Source organism: Bosea sp. Tri-49 (assembly GCF_003952665.1).
Classification (GTDB): domain Bacteria; phylum Pseudomonadota; class Alphaproteobacteria; order Rhizobiales; family Beijerinckiaceae; genus Allobosea.
Window position 1 is genome coordinate 1,870,662 of sequence record NZ_CP017946.1, and the last position, 14,434, is coordinate 1,885,095.

Consider the following 14,434-nt stretch of genomic DNA (forward strand, 5'->3'; position numbering starts at 1 on the left):
GGCCCGCCGCATGTCGTCATCCGGGACTGTGCACAACCAGGCCTGATGCACGGATGATTGGGCAATCCGCCCCTTAAACCAAAAAAAGCCGGCCCGAAGGCCGGCTTTTTCATTGTCGCCGAACGCGCCGCTCAGTTTTTCCGAACGACCGGGCGCACCGGGATCGTCTCCGTCGGCGTGTCCCAGCGATAGGTCAGGCCGGCCGAGACGATATGGATGTAGGGATCGGCCTTGGCGGTGTAGAGCACGGGCCCCTGCTGCGGATGGGTGCCGCCATAGTTCACCGACGCCTCCTTCACCTTGATGAAGGTATAGCCGACATCGAGCTTCAGCTTGTCGGTCAGCTGGTAGCTGCCGCCGGCCGAGAGCCAGAGGCGGTCGTTGTCCGAGATGAAGACGGTGCGGTTCCGGTCATTCACCGGCGAGAGTTCGTAGGCGATACCGGCGCGCAGGGTCAGATCGCGGTTCCACTTGTACTCGGCGCCGAGAGCGAAATACCAGCTGTCGTCATATTCGAAATTGAGGCTGGTGACCGGCGCGCCGACGAGCCGGTTGACGATGCCGATGCGATTGAAGCGGCTCCAGTTGGTCCACTCGACGCCAGCATGTACCTGCCACTGCTCGTTCAGCTCATGCGATACGCCGAACACCACCGAATCCGGCAGGTTCAGGCTGGCCTTGATCGGCAACGCCAATGTCGGGCTGGCTTGGAAGGTGCCCTTCAGCGTCTGACGGATCGAGGAGCGGTAGGCCAAGCCGATGGTGGTCCCCGGTCCCCAAGGCGTCAGGGTGACACCGACACGGTAGCCGTAGTCGATCGAGTCGCCGTCAAGGATGGCGCTCGTGGCACCGATACCGACGCCCGTCGCCTGCTTCAGCGTGGTCTTGATGTACTGGCCCTGGAAGGCGGCACCGATGGAGAGCCAGTCGTTGACCTTGTAGCCAATGGTCGGAGCGACGTTGATCGTGCGCACCTTGGCCGAGCGGCCATAGGTCTGCGCGGCGTGATAGTCGTCGGTCTTCGAGCGCAGCCCGAACGGTGCGCCGGTCGTCAGGCCGACCCAGAGCCTGTCAGTGAGCTGCCAGGCCATATAGGAGGCCGGGATGAAGGCGCCGTCACCGCCGAGATTGCCGGTCCCGAACGGGCTGCCGCCGAGCGCGGTGTTCGGCACGCTCGTGCCCGGCCCGGTAACGATACGCGTCTCCGAGGTCGGGTCGTATTTGGCGTTCGGATAGAGATAGGTGAAATTCCACTGGCTGTTGCGGCCCGGGAACATGGTGATCGTCGCCGGGTTCCAGGCCATCGAGCCCATGCCGATGCCGCCGGCAGCGGCGCCGGCATAGGCCATGCCGAGACCCTCGGCGCTCTGGCCAGAGCGGATCGCGAAGGAGCCGGCGGAAGCCGCGCCGGCCGCCAGCAGCGCCGCAAGCGAGACGGTGGTGGCGGCGGTGAGTTTCAGGAGGCTCTTCATCGCGGCTTCTTCCCCAGGCTGAGGTTCTTGTTGTGACGGCTGCGGCAAATCACGCCGCTGAATCTGTCACCACCATGCCGCCTGCTCGTTTCCGCCGCAATCCCGCCCAGATCGCCTCAAATTGCCTTGCTCCACCAGCCGCTCGCGATGGCATGGCCGAAAACGTGCAAAAACGACGCGTTTCGCGCGTCTTGCCTGAATGTCGGCAGCGGAAAAGATGGTTTACATACGAACTATCGCGATTTTGCCATTGTGCACCGCAACATAACCTTCCCCTTCGCCGCGAAATGGTGACGCGGTTTCGCCAAGACCGTTGCACAAGTGCCACAATTCCCGGCGCGTCCGCAGGCAGGGCATGCATCCCGACGGGCTTGCATCATGACGGCAGTCCGCACAGGATCGCCGCGACCTCAGATCTGGTCCCGCACTGTGTTTTAAACGTTTGAAAAGGGGGAAACGACGTGAAACTGGTTCGTTACGGCGCATTCGGCCAGGAGAAGCCCGGCCTTGTCGACGCCGCCGGCAAGCTCCGCGACCTGTCGGCCCATGTGTCCGACATCGCCGGCGGAGGTTTGAAGTCGGCCTCGCTCGCCAAGCTGAAGGCGCTGCCCCCCGAATCGCTGCCGCTGGTCGAGGGCGCGCCGCGCATCGGCGCCTGCGTCGGCGATGTCCGCAACTTCATCGCTGTCGGCCTCAACTTCGCTGATCACGCCGCCGAGACCGGCGCGGCGATCCCGGCCGAGCCGATCCTGTTCAACAAGGCGCCGAACTGCATCGTCGGCCCGAATGACGACGTGATCATCCCGAAGAACTCGAAGAAGACAGACTGGGAAGTCGAGCTCGCCATCGTGATCGGCGACGGCGGCTCCTATATCGCCGAGAAGGACGCGATGGCGGCGATCGCCGGCTTCTGCGTCTGCAACGACGTCTCGGAGCGCGAATTCCAGACCGAGCGCGGCGGCCAATGGGCTAAGGGCAAGGGCTGCCCGACCTTCGGCCCGCTCGGCCCCTGGCTGGTGACGCCGGACGAGATCGCAGACGTGCAGAATCTGGCGATGTGGCTCGAGGTCGACGGCGAGCGTGTCCAGAACGGCTCGACCAAGACGATGATCTTCGGCGCCGCCTATCTCGTGCACTATATCAGCCAGTTCATGCAGCTCGACCCGGGGGACGTCATCACCACCGGCACGCCGCCGGGTGTCGGTCTCGGCTTCAAGCCGCCGCGCTTCCTCAAGGGCGGAGAGACCGTGGCTCTCGGCATCGAGGGGCTCGGCACGCAGAAGCAGCTGTTCAAGCCCTATACGGGCTGACGAAAAAAGCGCTGCCGGGGTCGTTCGACCACCCCCGGCAGCGCTCGCAGCCTTGCCCAGGCAAGGCCACTTCAGTTCTGGATGCGCCTGTTCGAGCGCGGAAACGCGATCACCTGCGCCGATATCGGCGCCTTCATGTCGGATACCGCGACCTGAATCCGGGCATCGCCCTGCTCGGAGCCCCCCGGCCCCTCTCCCGCCGCCTGCTCGATCGTCGCAACGGCAGCGCGCTCACGTTCCAGCCTGCGCCGGCTGCGGGCCAGACGCACTCCCAATGTGTCAAATCCTGGCATCGAATCGCCCCCGCCCTCAGCTGCCAACCTCAGCTATGATCGCGAGCATGAGTGGCTGCATCCCCCATTTGGGGGGTGCAGCCGCTGTTTCGTTACGGATTGAGGGGGTCGGCGCGCTTTGAGGCTCGCGATGTGAACGGCTGTCAACTTTCGGGGAGGCCGAGCATCAGGCGGATGTTCTGGACCGCAGCGCCGGACGCACCCTTGCCGAGATTGTCGAGCCGGGCGACGAGAACGGCCTGGCCAAGATCGGCATTGCCGAAGACGCGCAATTCCAGCTTGTTGGTGTCGTTGAGCGCCTCCGGCTCGAGCTTGCCGCCCGCATCCGCCGACAAGACGCTGACATAGGTCGAGCCGGCATAACGTTCCGCCAACGCCGCTTCGAGATCGGCGGGCTCGGGCTTGCCGGGCAGCATGTCGAGATGCAGCGGTATCGAGACCAGCATGCCCTGCCGAAAATTGCCGACCGACGGCACGAAGATCGGCCGCCGCTCAAGCCGCGAATAGACCTGCAGCTCGGGCAGGTGCTTGTGCTTGAGGCCAAGACCGTAGAGCTCGAAATCGGGCGCAGTGCCGGCCTCATAGGCCTCGATCATGCTCTTGCCGCCGCCGGAATAGCCCGAGACCGCGTTGACGGTGACGGGATGGTCGGCCGGCAGCAACCCGGCATCGACCAGCGGGCGCAGCAGCGCGATGCCGCCGGTCGGGTAGCAGCCGGGATTGGCGACGCGGTTGGCGTTCGCGACCTTTTGCGCGAAGCCCGGCTCGAGCTCGGCGAAGCCATAGGTCCAGTCCGGCGCGACGCGATGGGCCGTCGAGGCGTCGACGATCTTGGGCGCGTCATTGCCGAGCTCGTCGGCGAGCGCGACCGACTCCTTGGCCGCATCGTCGGGCAGGCAGAGCACGACGAGATCGACGCCCGCCATCATCGCCTTGCGGGCGGCGGGATCCTTGCGCTTGTCCGGGTCGATGCTCTTGACCACGACCTCCGACACATCGGCGAGGCGCTCGCGGATGCCTAGCCCGGTGGTCCCGGCTTCGCCGTCGATGAAGATGGATTTCAGGTTCTGGCTCATCGGACCCTCGCAAGGTGTCTGGTGGAGGCGGGCGAAACTAGTTGGCTGGCTTTGTGAGTATGGCCTTGTCGCAAAACCGGACATCACTTTTGCGACGGGCATAAAAAAACCGCGCTCGGGGCGCGGTCGCGGGCGTTCGGACTTTAGCCGAGCGTCATCGCGGGCGCGCCGGGGCGGCCTGTTCATTGCGACGTCGGGTCGGGTTCGTGGTCATGAGGCGTATATGTTCGCTCATGGACGCACTGTCAATTGCCGCCTCTCCGATGGGCCTCAGCCAAGATCCTCGTAGCCGGCTGCGGTACTCATCCTGTCCGCGCCATCCTCCGGCCTCGTCGCGTGAAGCCTGTCTCCGCGGTCGATATAGAGCAACCCGCCCGGGATCAGCGCGGCGGCGATCCGGCGACGGACGAGCTTTCCTGCCTCGGGATGGCGCCCATCCAGCGCGCCGACGCGGATCGCGAGCGCCAGATCGTAGGGAGGTTCACCCGGAGCGAGCTCGAATTGCTCGGCAGCAACCTGCCGAAGGCTGAGCCGCCCGGACACGATCTCCGCCTGCGAAGCCTTGCGGACCAGCGCGATCGCCCTGTCGGATCGGTCGATCGCCAGGACGTGGCCACTGCCGATACGGCGCACGATTTCGCGCGCGGCGGCACCGGGCCCGCACCCAATCTCGATAACCCGCATGCCGTCCTTGAGCGGCAGGCAATCGAGCAGAGCACGCAGGCGCGGCGACAGGATGGTCACCGCCCGCTCCCGCTTACAATCGTTGAAGCCACGGGACGGGATGCCGCAATTCCATTCCGCCAAGGATGAGAAGCCATTAGCCGCTCCACTTCGCAGATAGATTCCAACCCTTCAGATCGAGATTCAGGCCCCAGCCTTCTTCAGCGCCAGCGCCTGCAGATAATGCTGCGCCACCGCCGCGCCGGCGATCGCAGTCGCGTCGGCATGATCATAGGGCGGTGAGACCTCGACGACGTCCATGCCACGGAAGTCGAGATCGCGGATCGCCCAGACCAGCCGCAGCGCCTCGGCTGAAGAGAAGCCGCCGGAGACCGGCGTGCCGGTGCCCGGCGCGAAGGCCGGATCGAGCGCGTCGATGTCGAAGGTGAGATAGGCCGGCCCCTGCCCGACCCGCTCCTTGATCCGGGCCGCAATGCCGTCGACGCCGAGCGCATGCGCCTGATAGGCGTCAATCACGGTGATGTCGCAGTCGCGCGGCGCGACGGTGCGAATGCCGATCTGGATCGAGCGCTCGGTATCGATCAGCCCCTCGCGCACTGCCTCGAGCACGAAGGTGCCGTGGCTGATGGCGCCGACGCCATCATCCCAGGTGTCCTGATGCGCGTCGAACTGGACGATGGCAAGCTTGCCATGGCGGGCGACATGGGCGCGCAGCAGTGGCAGGGTGATGAAGTGATCACCGCCGAGGGTGACGAGCTGGGCGCCGCTCGCAATGATGGCGGCAGCCTCGCTCTCGATCGCCCGGGCGCAGCCCTGCAGATCGCTGCGCGGCAGCAGGCAGTCGCCATAGTCGACCACGGCGAGTGTCTCGAACGGATCGATGCGCGAGGGATATTGCGCGTCGCCGTCGAAGATCGTGCTGACGCGGCGCAGTGCCTGAGGCCCGAAGCGGGTGCCGGGGCGGTTCGAGACGGCAAGATCGAAGGGCACGCCCCAGACCACCGCGTCGCAGCCGGCGACGTCCTTGCTGTAGCGGCGGCGCATGAAGGAGAGCGCGCCGGCATAGGTCGGGTCATGGGCCGGGCCCTTGCGGTCGCCGGTGAAGGCGTAGTCGATCGGAGGGATCTGGGCAGGTTCGGTCATCGTGAAAAAGTCCGTCGGGAGGTCAGCGCCGGCCGTTCAGCCAGACATAGAGGCACCAGGGCAGGATCAAAGCGAGCCCGGTCAGGACGAGCCTCAGCGTCGTCCAGGCGATCGGGTATTGCAGCGCCCTGCCGTCGAGCTCCGGTACGCCATGGATCAGGCCGAGCGCGAAGGCTGGAGCGAGGAAGACGATCAGCGCGTTGACGATGCGACGGCCGCGCGGCAGGTCGCTGCGCGCCAGCGCCAGCAGCGCCGGTACCGCGACCATGCCGAAGGCGATCAGGATAACAAGGACGCGCATGGCGGCTTCCGGTTGAACAGGCTCGCAGCCGATTTAGCACGCCCGGCCCGCGGCTCCAGCCGCCTGTGGCCGTCCCAGCAGCCGAATCTGTCGTTTGAGAGCTGCCAAGCTGACCTCACCCCTTCGTGAGCCCGCTGGCACGGCTTCGTGATCGGGCAACACATCAAGGCCACAGCTTGGTCGATTTGCGGGCAGCAGTGTTGCTCGCCCCGCCAATCCAGGCGCGGCCAAGTGGCTTGGCTCACTCGATATCGCGACTTTGGAGGCTGTTATGAAGAAGACCCTGATCGCAGCAGCACTCACCCTGGCTGGTTCCCTCGGGAGCCTCGCCCTTCAGTCACCAGCATCGGCCGCCTCTGGAGGGTCGGGCTCCCATGGCCTGATCACCACTGTCGCGAACCGCACGACGCCGAGCCAGCAAATGGTCCAGCCTCGACCGGAAACACAGCCACTGACGCAGACCTATCCGGCCTACCATGACTCGCCGACGGCGAGCTGGTTCTCCCAGCCGGTCAACCGCATGCCATGCCATTTCACGCAGGCTGTCGTCGAAGGGCGCATGCGGCAGGTTGAAATCTGCGACTGAACTTTGACTCTGCAAGCAGGCTTCCGCTTGCCCCTGGCAACTTCGATGCGGCCGCCCCTGTCGCTCGATCGCCCTAGCGGCCACCGCCGACCCGGATGATCGAGCCGACCATGTAGGACGCTGCCTCGGACAGCGCGAACAACACCGCTTCGGCGATCTCCTCCGGCTCGGCGACGCGCTTCAGCGGGATCGTCGGAGCGATGCGGTCGACGCGGCCCGCATCGCCGGTCGAGCGTTCATGGATATCCGTCTGCGTCATGCCCGGCGCCACCGCATTGACGCGGATGCCGGCCGGGGCCAGCTCGATTGCAAGGCCCACTGTCAGGGAATCGACCGCCGCCTTCGAGGCGGCGTACCAGACATATTCATTGGGCGAGCCGAGCCCGGCGGCGATCGAGGAGATGTTGACGATCGCGCGGTTCTTCGCGCCCTCGTTGGCGAGCAGAGCCTGCGCCGCCTCGCGCGCCACCAGGATCGCGCCGGTGACGTTGAGGTCGATGCAGGCGCGGATCACCTGCGGGTCCGATTTGGCGAGCGGGCTGCTCTTGCCGGTGATGGCAGCGTTGTTGACTACAGCGGTCAGCGGCCCGAGCGCCGCCTTGGCCTCGGCGAAGACGCGGGTGATGTCGGCAACGTTCGCCATGTCGCCCTGGATCGCAATCGCCCGCGCCCCTGCCCGGCCGCAAGCCGCAACGACATCCGCCGCAGCCTGCGCATTGCCCTGATAGTTGACGGCGACGTCATAGCCGCGCTCGGCGGCAAAGCGGCAGATCGCGGCGCCGATGCCGCGGCTGCCGCCGGTGACGAGAAGAACGGGACGGTCGGACATGCGGACGACACTCCTGTACAGGCGAGACGAATTCAAGCGGCGACGGCCTCAGGTGCTGCTGGCGATCGCCTCGATCTTCTCGATGCCGCCGAGCTTCGGCGCGAAGGAGGTCCAGACCTTGCGCGCGCCGGCCTCCCAGCCGGCGCGATCTTCCGGCTGCACGACCTTGCCGCCCTCGGCCTTCGCCTTGGCCATCGAGGCGTCCTCGTCGGCGACGATGAGCTCGTCGAAATAGCCCGCCCCTTCGGCGGCCGCAGCGGAGAACGCCGCCTTGTCCTCGGCGGAGAGGCCCTTCCAGAAGGTGGCGGAAACCGCCACCACGCCGGCCGCCCAGATATGGCCGGTCTCGATCAGATAAGGCACGACCTCGTGCAGCTTGAAGCCGACATAGGCCGACTTCGTCAGATCCATGCAGTCGACCACCCCGGTCTTCAGCGCGTTGTAGGTCTCCGGGATCGGGATCGGCGTCGGATGGGCGCCGAAGCCGGACCAGAGTTCGGTGTGCAGCGGGCTCTGGATAACGCGGATGCGCTTGCCCTTGACGCTGGCCGGCGTGGTTAGCGGCTCCTTGGCGAGGAGATGGCGGGCGCCGTAATTGATGAAGCCGAGCACGACGAAGCCTTGCGCCTCGTATTTGCGCTTCAGCTCTTCGCCGAGTGGCCCGGCGAGCACGCGCTTCAGATGTCCGCGGTCGCGGAAGAGGAAAGGCAGATCGAGGATCTGCCCGTCCGGCACCCAGGACGACAGCGCCGAGATCGTGAACAGCGAGGCCTGGACCGAGCCCAGCCGCAGGCCCTCGGCCACCTCCTTCTCGCCACCGAGCGCGGCATTGGGCACGACGCGCAGGTCAAAGCGGCCGGGCGCAGTCTGCGACAGCTTCTCGGTGACGCGGCGCCAGATCCGGGTCTCCGGCTTGTCCTCGCCGAGCAGAGAGGCAACCGTCACCGGCCGGCCAGCGGCAAAGGCGCGGCTCGTAAGAACGGCCGGTGCCGCGAGCGAGGCGGCAGCGAAGGCGCGGCGGGTCAAAGCCATCGGAACAACTCCTTGAAGGCAACAGGTAGCGACGGCCAGGCCGCCACCGCAAGGCAGAGGATGAAGAGCGCGACGAGAAGGCTCGCCAGCAAGGGCAGCACCGCGCGGAACACCGCGGCCGGCGACAATCGCATGATGCCGCTCACGACATAGACGAGGATGCCGAGCGGCGGCGTCAGCCCATGGATCATCAGGTTGACCACCAGCACGACGCCGAACTGGATCGGGTCGAGGCCGGCGGCGATGGCGGCTGGCAGCAGCAGCGGCGCCAGCAGGAGGATCGCCGCGCCGATGTCGAGGAAGAGGCCGGCGATAAGCAGGACGAGATTGGAGAGCAGCATCACCGCCAGCGGCCCGCCGCCGAGCGCCGTCACCAACCCGGCCATCTGCTCAGAGACGCGGTCGACGGCGAGCAGGAAGGCGAAAGGTGCGGAAGCGCCGATCAGCAGCCCGACCGCCGCTGCCTCCCCCGCCGCCTTGCGCAAGGAGGCCAGCACGGTGCCGCCGTTCAGGCTGCGCAGGAGCAGGCAGGCGACGAGGGCGTAGGCGACCGCGAGCGCCGAGGCTTCCGTCACCGTGACCACGCCGAAGCGGATGCCGACTACGACGACGATGCCGAGCCCGATCGCCGGGAGCGCGCCGACAAAGGAGCGCGCCCGCTCCGCACCGCTGGCACGGGGCGCGGAATCGACGACACCGCGGACACTGAGATGAATGCCGATGGCGAGCGCCAAAGTCAGCACCGCTCCCGCAACGAAACCGCCGACCAGCAGCGAGCCGACCGAGAGATTTGTCGCAGCCGCCAGGATCAGGAAGGCGATCGAGGGCGGGATGATGTTGTCGAGCATCGAGACGCCGGCGACGATCGCAGCGGCATTGGCTGGCGGATAGCCGCGCGCAACCAGCGCCGGCGCCATCACCTTGGCGCCGAAGGCGGCGTTGGCGACCGAGGATCCGGAGGCGCCGGAGAACAGCACGCTCGCGACCAGCGCGGTCTGCGCCAGCCCGGCCCGGAAATGCCCGACCAGCGCCGCAGCGAAGCGCACCAGCCGCTCGGCAAGGCCACCCGCGGTCAGCAACTCGCCGGCGAGCAGGAAGAACGGAATCGCCAGCAGCAGGAATTTCGAGACGCCGGCGACCGTGTTCTGGACGATGGCCGGCTCCGGGAGCAGGCCGCCGAAGGCGCCCGAGAGCGAGACGCCGGCAAGCAACGCGAAGGGCAGCGGCGCGCCGAGCAGGAGCCCTGCCCCGGCAGCAAGCCCGGCGACGAGGCTCGGTGTTCCGACGAAGAGCCCGGTCGCGCTCTGCGCCAGGGCGTAGAGGCCGGCGCCGAGCAGCAGTGCCGCGAGTGCCGCGGGCCAGGATAGGTTCAGCGCCGCGCGCCAGAGCACGACGACGAGCGTCAGCCCGCCGCCGATAGCGAAGACGGCAAAGCGTAGGCTCTCCGGCAGGCCGAGCACGGTCGAGGTGCCGCCAACCAGCGCCGCGACGCTGGCGCCGCCGAGCGCCAGCACCAGCGCGCCATGGACGGCGATCGCCTCGGCCAGGACGGCGGCGATGCGCCGCCCATTGGGCGGCAGGAGGTTGGCGACGACATCGAGCCGCATCGCGAGCGCGCTCGTCGCCGCGAGCGGCGCGCCGACCGCGACCAGCGCGACATTGAGCCAGATCGCGAGTTCGTCCGACCAGACAAGGCCATCGCCGAACAGATAGCGGCGCGTGACCGCCGCCATCACCACGAGGAAGAGCAGCGTGAGGATCGCCGCGCCCAGCCATTCGAGGCCAGCCACGAGCAGAGCGAGCCCGCGTGCCTCCCGCGGCTGGGCGGATGGCTGGGTCGGCGCAGCGGCCATGGCAGCGCCCGACATCAGCTAGCGTAGCGGCGAGAAGTGCGTCGGCCTGAGGATCCGGCTGCGCATCTCGAGCACGTAAGGGGCCGCCTTGGCGCGGAAGACCTGCCAGCGCGGATCGGCCTCCATCGCGGCGCGCCGGCGCTCGCGATCACCGGCGTCCTCGAAGCGCCACATGTGCACGACCTCGTTGACCACGCCGCTATCGGTGGTGAACCAGCCGATCAGATGGCCGAGATGGGAGATCTGCAGCTCCATCCCCTCGGCGACGTAGAGGTCGAGATAGTCGCGCACATGCGCGGGCTTGATAGCGTAGGTGCGCTCGTCGAGGATCATCCAAACCCCTCATGGCAACATGGCGAAGCCGCGCTGCGGCCTTGCGATCAGATAGCCGTCTTCGCGCCAAAGCCCAACCGGCACGGCTCCGGCCTTGGCCGCAATCGATGCACGGCGGCGGGCTGCTTGGGCCATCAGCAGATCTGCGGCAAATAGAACCGCATTCAGGAGCCGGGGCGGAGAAGAATGGACCGCGATCCGATGCAGGAAGAGCAATATCTTGTTTTTTAGATCGGACCGCTCAGCCACCACGCAGATATAGATCGCTACCGGCATCGCCGCGATAGCCCTGCTTAGCCAACGCGAATCCCGCCTGCAGCAACAAGTGCACCGAGGCACCGTTCGCGGGATCTACCGTTGCCCTGATCGGCGCGATGCCGCGCTCTTCGGCAGAGGCGACGAGGCCGGCGAGCAGTTCCTTGCCCAGACCCCTGCCCCAGCTCGCGCGCCGAAGGCCGTAGATCAGCTCCTCGGAGCCATCTTCGGGCCGCGCGAAGCCAGCCCAACCGATCAGCTCGCCGCTGGCCCGCTCGACCACGGCGCCGGTGCCATAGCCGAAGCGTTCGAGATTGGCCGCTGAGCGCTCGACCCAGAGCGCTGCGACATCCGGCGCGAGCGGCTGTCCGTCATCGACGAAGCGATGGACGTCGGGGTCGGCGAAGAGGGCGACGAGCAAGAGCGCATCAGCGGCAACGAACGGCCTGACGATGAGCCGGACCGTCTCAAGCTGCGAAGCATGGATCATGGACCTGACTGAACAGTCTGACGCGGCATGAATCAGGCAGGAGCCGAGGCTACCCCCGCATGGACCTCAGGCGCCCCCGGGCGGGCAGCTATTCCTCTTCGGAACTGTAAGGTCGTTCGGGGCGGGAGGGTCGCTGCCCCGCCTGGCGGTCGTAACGACGCTCACGATCGCGGTCCTGCGTCATGACGCAATTCGCGTAGGCGTCGGTGCCGCGCTGGAAGCCATAGGCGTCGCAGCGCGAGCGGTCCTCGACGATCGGGTCCGGCGTGCTCGCGCAGGCGCTGAGAGCCAGGGTGAGTGCTGATGCGGCGATGATCCTCATGGCGCGAGGATGGAAGCGCCGCATGGCTGCTTTGGGGCGATAATCCGGCGGTGATGGGGAGACAGGTGCGCCGGCTTACCTCATCAGCGCCCTGTGTCCTCGGCAGCGCTTTCGAGAATCCTGACAGTCTCTTCCAGGCTTTCCTTCACACCGAGCTGGAAGTCCTTGCGGAAGGCGATGATGGTATCGGGCGGCAGGCCCTTGAAGGTGTAGACGACGCTGACCTGGTCGGGATTGACGTAGACGGGCTTGCCGTCGCTGGGCGAGGTGAACTTGCAGAGTTTGGGCACAGACTCTCTCCGAAACATTCCATTGCTTCAGCGGCTCTACATACTCTCAGACTTTGCACGTTTCCAAGAAGCGCCGCATCGGACGGATCCTCCCTACCGGCTAACGCTGCCCCCGGCTTCTTGCCTGCGCTCGCCGGGCAGTCGAATGACCCATCCCAACTCGCCTTTCACCGGTCTGGCGGCCGTTCAATGCACAGGAGCTTCGGGCATATCCGCTCGCCGCGGGGATAGAGCAGCAATCAATCCCCGGTGCCTCAGGCTGCCCCATAGTTCGGTGACGCAAGCAGGAGGACCCATCATACCATCTCCCAACGATCGCAGTCCCGACCGCCTCGCATGACGACCAGTGCCCAAGCACCCGTGCGCCTTGATCGAGACGATTCCGGCCGACGGCCCTGGCGATCTGGAAGCGATGGACAAGCCCTCCCGCTGGCGGAACCAAGATGGCCGAAACTGTCGTTTCAAGCCGTGCGCAGGCACCATCTCCGAAAATTGCTACCCAACATTATATCTCGTCAAGGAGCAGATATGGCAATCACCACCGTAACTGGCACGACGTCTGCTGCGATTCAAGCTGACATCAACGCTGCAGCAGCAGGGGATATTCTTTATCTCCCCGGCACGACTTACACACTTTCCACCACCATCAATGTCAACAAAGCGATTACTTTATGGTTCGGTGGAGGGCAATACAATGTCACCCATAACGGCCCCGGATTCTCGGTCTCGGCGGCAGCATCTCTGCGTGCGCAAGCTCGAACCACGATCACTGGGCCACGCTCAACCAATGCGTATGTGAGTGGCAGCAATGCCTTCCTCATCGCCGGCGCAAGCGCAGCGGCCCCGGTTCAGGACGTCATCGTTGAGGGGCCGTTCATTGTCAGCCAGTTCCTCGAGGGCGGCGTCAGGGGCGAGTTTCTGCGTTCCGTCAGCATCCGCGGCGTGACAATCAGGGACTGCACCTATTTCGGAATCGCTTTAGTCTCGGCGTTGGATGCCCATATCGATTCAAACACGGTTGACGGACTTCGCCCGGAAGGCTGTTCCGCACTCGGCGCGGCCGGCGTGGAGAATGCCTACGGCATCACAGTTACACGTTCCAGCGGCAGCACCACAACGTATCCAATTCCCGAGCGCATCTGGATCACCAACAATCGGATCCGAGGCGTCAAGACTTGGCATGGCATCGATACACATGGTGCTCGTAAACTTCATATCGTCGACAATGACGTCCAGGAATGCCGCGACGGCATTTACCTGACGCTCACTGACGCATCGGGAACATACCTGCCTCCAGCCGAATGCGTTGTTCGAGGCAACCGCCTTCGTGGCCAGTTCCGGACACCGGATCTACGGAGCGGTTGGGGCATCTTTGTATCGGGCGAAGGGGCTGCAGCGCCGGCGGCGACACAAGTTCTGATCACCGACAATCAGATCTACCAATTCGGCTGGAAAGGCACTTCTGGTCATGAGGCCGCTGCGGGAATTAGCGCCGCGGCCGTTGCAGGGCTGAACATTCGGGGGAATCAGGTCATCGACTGCGGGCATCGCGGTATACTGCTAGCCGGCAGCACCCCAGCAACAGCCGTTTTCGGCAGTGTCGGCGGCAACTATGTCCAGAGCATCACGGGTGTTTCAGACAGCGGAGCCGGATTGGAAAGTTACGGCGCCTATGTCGCCTGTACCTTGGACAGCGGCACATTCTACTCGATGGCCTATGCGCTGCATGCTCCGATAGCGCCGGCTTCAGGAAACTTCGGGCTTTGGGTGGCCCGCGCGATCGGTGTCACGCATATCACCGCTCTGTTCAGTTCGAACGTTGGCCGCATCGACCTCGGGGCAACTCCGATCTGAGTTCGCAGGTCACTATAACCTAGCAAAAGTACAGGCCTCGCCACAGCCGTGGCGAGGCCTGCGCAAGGATCAAAGCGTGATGATCAGCGCGCGATACGGGGGCGCCCGCCGCAGAATTGCTGCTCGACCGCGCGCTCGTAACCGAGCTCGCGGTCATAGACCATGACAGTACGTGTCAGGCAGTCGCCGTCCTGCACCAGCCCGGTGTTGATGAGACGGCCGTTGGGATCGGCGACGACGGTCGGGCCACAAGCCGCTGCTGCGGATGCAAAACCGAGAGCGACGATGAACTTCGCGGTACGGGTCATATC

18 protein-coding genes are annotated in these 14,434 nt (G+C 65.7%); 3 read left to right on the forward strand and 15 right to left on the reverse strand.

What is annotated here, in order from left to right; genetic code table 11:
- Positions 1-131: 131 nt before the first annotated feature.
- Complete coding sequence (locus tag BLM15_RS09260) at positions 132-1,472, reverse strand: OmpP1/FadL family transporter (RefSeq protein ID WP_126112448.1); 1,341 nt, start codon at positions 1,470-1,472, stop codon at positions 132-134.
- Between the two features lie 461 nt (positions 1,473-1,933).
- On the opposite strand from BLM15_RS09260, the gene BLM15_RS09265 reads away from it, so the two are divergent.
- Entirely contained in the window at positions 1,934-2,782 is an 849-nt protein-coding gene (locus tag BLM15_RS09265; RefSeq protein ID WP_126112450.1) for a fumarylacetoacetate hydrolase family protein, read from the forward strand.
- Positions 2,783-2,853: 71 nt separating this feature from the next.
- Here the strand turns inward: BLM15_RS09265 and BLM15_RS09270 are convergent, their stop codons facing one another.
- From BLM15_RS09270 to BLM15_RS09290, 5 genes are all read right to left on the reverse strand, one after another.
- A complete protein-coding gene (locus BLM15_RS09270; RefSeq protein ID WP_126112452.1) occupies positions 2,854-3,075 on the reverse strand; it encodes a hypothetical protein in 222 nt (73 codons plus the stop codon).
- A 143-nt stretch (positions 3,076-3,218) separates the two neighbouring features.
- Entirely contained in the window at positions 3,219-4,151 is a 933-nt protein-coding gene (gene argC / locus BLM15_RS09275; RefSeq protein ID WP_126112454.1) for an N-acetyl-gamma-glutamyl-phosphate reductase, read from the reverse strand.
- 270 nt (positions 4,152-4,421) lie between these two features.
- Positions 4,422-4,835 carry a class I SAM-dependent methyltransferase gene (locus BLM15_RS09280; RefSeq protein WP_335904833.1) on the reverse strand — a complete coding sequence of 138 codons (414 nt, stop codon included), beginning with the start codon at positions 4,833-4,835 and terminating at the stop codon, positions 4,422-4,424.
- 183 nt (positions 4,836-5,018) lie between these two features.
- Positions 5,019-5,978, reverse strand: coding sequence for an agmatinase (gene speB / locus BLM15_RS09285; RefSeq protein ID WP_126112458.1), 960 nt, complete (start codon positions 5,976-5,978; stop codon positions 5,019-5,021).
- A gap of 22 nt (positions 5,979-6,000) precedes the next feature.
- Positions 6,001-6,279, reverse strand: a complete 279-nt coding sequence (locus BLM15_RS09290; RefSeq protein ID WP_126112460.1) for a hypothetical protein — start codon at positions 6,277-6,279, stop codon at positions 6,001-6,003.
- Between the two features lie 271 nt (positions 6,280-6,550).
- Between BLM15_RS09290 and BLM15_RS09295 the strand changes: the two genes are divergently transcribed.
- On the forward strand, positions 6,551-6,865 hold the full coding sequence (locus BLM15_RS09295; RefSeq protein ID WP_126112462.1) for a hypothetical protein: 315 nt from the start codon (positions 6,551-6,553) through the stop codon (positions 6,863-6,865).
- A 73-nt stretch (positions 6,866-6,938) separates the two neighbouring features.
- Here the strand turns inward: BLM15_RS09295 and BLM15_RS09300 are convergent, their stop codons facing one another.
- The 8 genes from BLM15_RS09300 to BLM15_RS09335 all read right to left on the reverse strand — a co-directional run bounded on the left by BLM15_RS09300 (position 6,939) and on the right by BLM15_RS09335 (position 12,269).
- On the reverse strand, positions 6,939-7,694 hold the full coding sequence (locus tag BLM15_RS09300) for an SDR family oxidoreductase (protein WP_126112464.1): 756 nt from the start codon (positions 7,692-7,694) through the stop codon (positions 6,939-6,941).
- 48 nt (positions 7,695-7,742) lie between these two features.
- A complete protein-coding gene (locus BLM15_RS09305) occupies positions 7,743-8,726 on the reverse strand; it encodes a TRAP transporter substrate-binding protein (RefSeq protein WP_126112466.1) in 984 nt (327 codons plus the stop codon).
- Positions 8,717-10,579 (reverse strand): TRAP transporter large permease, encoded by a 1,863-nt coding sequence (locus BLM15_RS09310; RefSeq protein WP_126112468.1) that lies wholly within the window; start codon positions 10,577-10,579, stop codon positions 8,717-8,719. The genes BLM15_RS09305 and BLM15_RS09310 overlap by 10 nt, the downstream gene beginning before the upstream one ends.
- 18 nt (positions 10,580-10,597) lie before the next feature.
- The gene (locus BLM15_RS09315) at positions 10,598-10,912 is read right to left on the reverse strand and encodes an NIPSNAP family protein (protein WP_092157056.1); all 315 of its coding nucleotides are present in this window, start codon (positions 10,910-10,912) and stop codon (positions 10,598-10,600) included.
- Between the two features lie 9 nt (positions 10,913-10,921).
- Entirely contained in the window at positions 10,922-11,188 is a 267-nt protein-coding gene (locus BLM15_RS09320) for a hypothetical protein (RefSeq protein WP_126112471.1), read from the reverse strand.
- Positions 11,154-11,657, reverse strand: coding sequence for a GNAT family N-acetyltransferase (locus tag BLM15_RS09325; RefSeq protein WP_126112473.1), 504 nt, complete (start codon positions 11,655-11,657; stop codon positions 11,154-11,156). The genes BLM15_RS09320 and BLM15_RS09325 overlap by 35 nt, the downstream gene beginning before the upstream one ends.
- 88 nt (positions 11,658-11,745) lie before the next feature.
- A complete protein-coding gene (locus BLM15_RS09330) occupies positions 11,746-11,979 on the reverse strand; it encodes a hypothetical protein (RefSeq protein ID WP_126112475.1) in 234 nt (77 codons plus the stop codon).
- A gap of 83 nt (positions 11,980-12,062) precedes the next feature.
- Positions 12,063-12,269 (reverse strand): hypothetical protein, encoded by a 207-nt coding sequence (locus BLM15_RS09335; protein WP_126112477.1) that lies wholly within the window; start codon positions 12,267-12,269, stop codon positions 12,063-12,065.
- Positions 12,270-12,797: 528 nt separating this feature from the next.
- On the opposite strand from BLM15_RS09335, the gene BLM15_RS09340 reads away from it, so the two are divergent.
- Positions 12,798-14,123 carry a right-handed parallel beta-helix repeat-containing protein gene (locus BLM15_RS09340; protein WP_164547455.1) on the forward strand — a complete coding sequence of 442 codons (1,326 nt, stop codon included), beginning with the start codon at positions 12,798-12,800 and terminating at the stop codon, positions 14,121-14,123.
- Positions 14,124-14,206: 83 nt separating this feature from the next.
- On the opposite strand, the gene BLM15_RS09345 is transcribed toward BLM15_RS09340, so the two are convergent.
- Positions 14,207-14,431, reverse strand: coding sequence for a hypothetical protein (locus BLM15_RS09345; RefSeq protein ID WP_126112481.1), 225 nt, complete (start codon positions 14,429-14,431; stop codon positions 14,207-14,209).
- Positions 14,432-14,434: the final 3 nt, after the last annotated feature.

What these genes read in the sequence shown, in the direction of transcription:
- BLM15_RS09320 (WP_126112471.1), bottom strand. Translation starts at nt 11,188, where the DNA reads ATGCCGGTAGCGATCTATATCTGCGTGGTGGCTGAGCGGTCCGATCTA.
- BLM15_RS09315 (WP_092157056.1), bottom strand. Translation starts at nt 10,912, where the DNA reads ATGATCCTCGACGAGCGCACCTACGCTATCAAGCCCGCGCATGTGCGC.
- BLM15_RS09310 (WP_126112468.1), bottom strand. Translation starts at nt 10,579, where the DNA reads ATGGCCGCTGCGCCGACCCAGCCATCCGCCCAGCCGCGGGAGGCACGC.
- speB (WP_126112458.1), bottom strand. Translation starts at nt 5,978, where the DNA reads ATGACCGAACCTGCCCAGATCCCTCCGATCGACTACGCCTTCACCGGC.
- BLM15_RS09300 (WP_126112464.1), bottom strand. Translation starts at nt 7,694, where the DNA reads ATGTCCGACCGTCCCGTTCTTCTCGTCACCGGCGGCAGCCGCGGCATC.
- BLM15_RS09290 (WP_126112460.1), bottom strand. Translation starts at nt 6,279, where the DNA reads ATGCGCGTCCTTGTTATCCTGATCGCCTTCGGCATGGTCGCGGTACCG.
- BLM15_RS09270 (WP_126112452.1), bottom strand. Translation starts at nt 3,075, where the DNA reads ATGCCAGGATTTGACACATTGGGAGTGCGTCTGGCCCGCAGCCGGCGC.
- argC (WP_126112454.1), bottom strand. Translation starts at nt 4,151, where the DNA reads ATGAGCCAGAACCTGAAATCCATCTTCATCGACGGCGAAGCCGGGACC.
- BLM15_RS09340 (WP_164547455.1), top strand. Translation starts at nt 12,798, where the DNA reads ATGGCAATCACCACCGTAACTGGCACGACGTCTGCTGCGATTCAAGCT.
- BLM15_RS09330 (WP_126112475.1), bottom strand. Translation starts at nt 11,979, where the DNA reads ATGAGGATCATCGCCGCATCAGCACTCACCCTGGCTCTCAGCGCCTGC.
- BLM15_RS09325 (WP_126112473.1), bottom strand. Translation starts at nt 11,657, where the DNA reads ATGATCCATGCTTCGCAGCTTGAGACGGTCCGGCTCATCGTCAGGCCG.
- BLM15_RS09280 (WP_335904833.1), bottom strand. Translation starts at nt 4,835, where the DNA reads ATGCGGGTTATCGAGATTGGGTGCGGGCCCGGTGCCGCCGCGCGCGAA.
- BLM15_RS09345 (WP_126112481.1), bottom strand. Translation starts at nt 14,431, where the DNA reads ATGACCCGTACCGCGAAGTTCATCGTCGCTCTCGGTTTTGCATCCGCA.
- BLM15_RS09260 (WP_126112448.1), bottom strand. Translation starts at nt 1,472, where the DNA reads ATGAAGAGCCTCCTGAAACTCACCGCCGCCACCACCGTCTCGCTTGCG.
- BLM15_RS09305 (WP_126112466.1), bottom strand. Translation starts at nt 8,726, where the DNA reads ATGGCTTTGACCCGCCGCGCCTTCGCTGCCGCCTCGCTCGCGGCACCG.
- BLM15_RS09295 (WP_126112462.1), top strand. Translation starts at nt 6,551, where the DNA reads ATGAAGAAGACCCTGATCGCAGCAGCACTCACCCTGGCTGGTTCCCTC.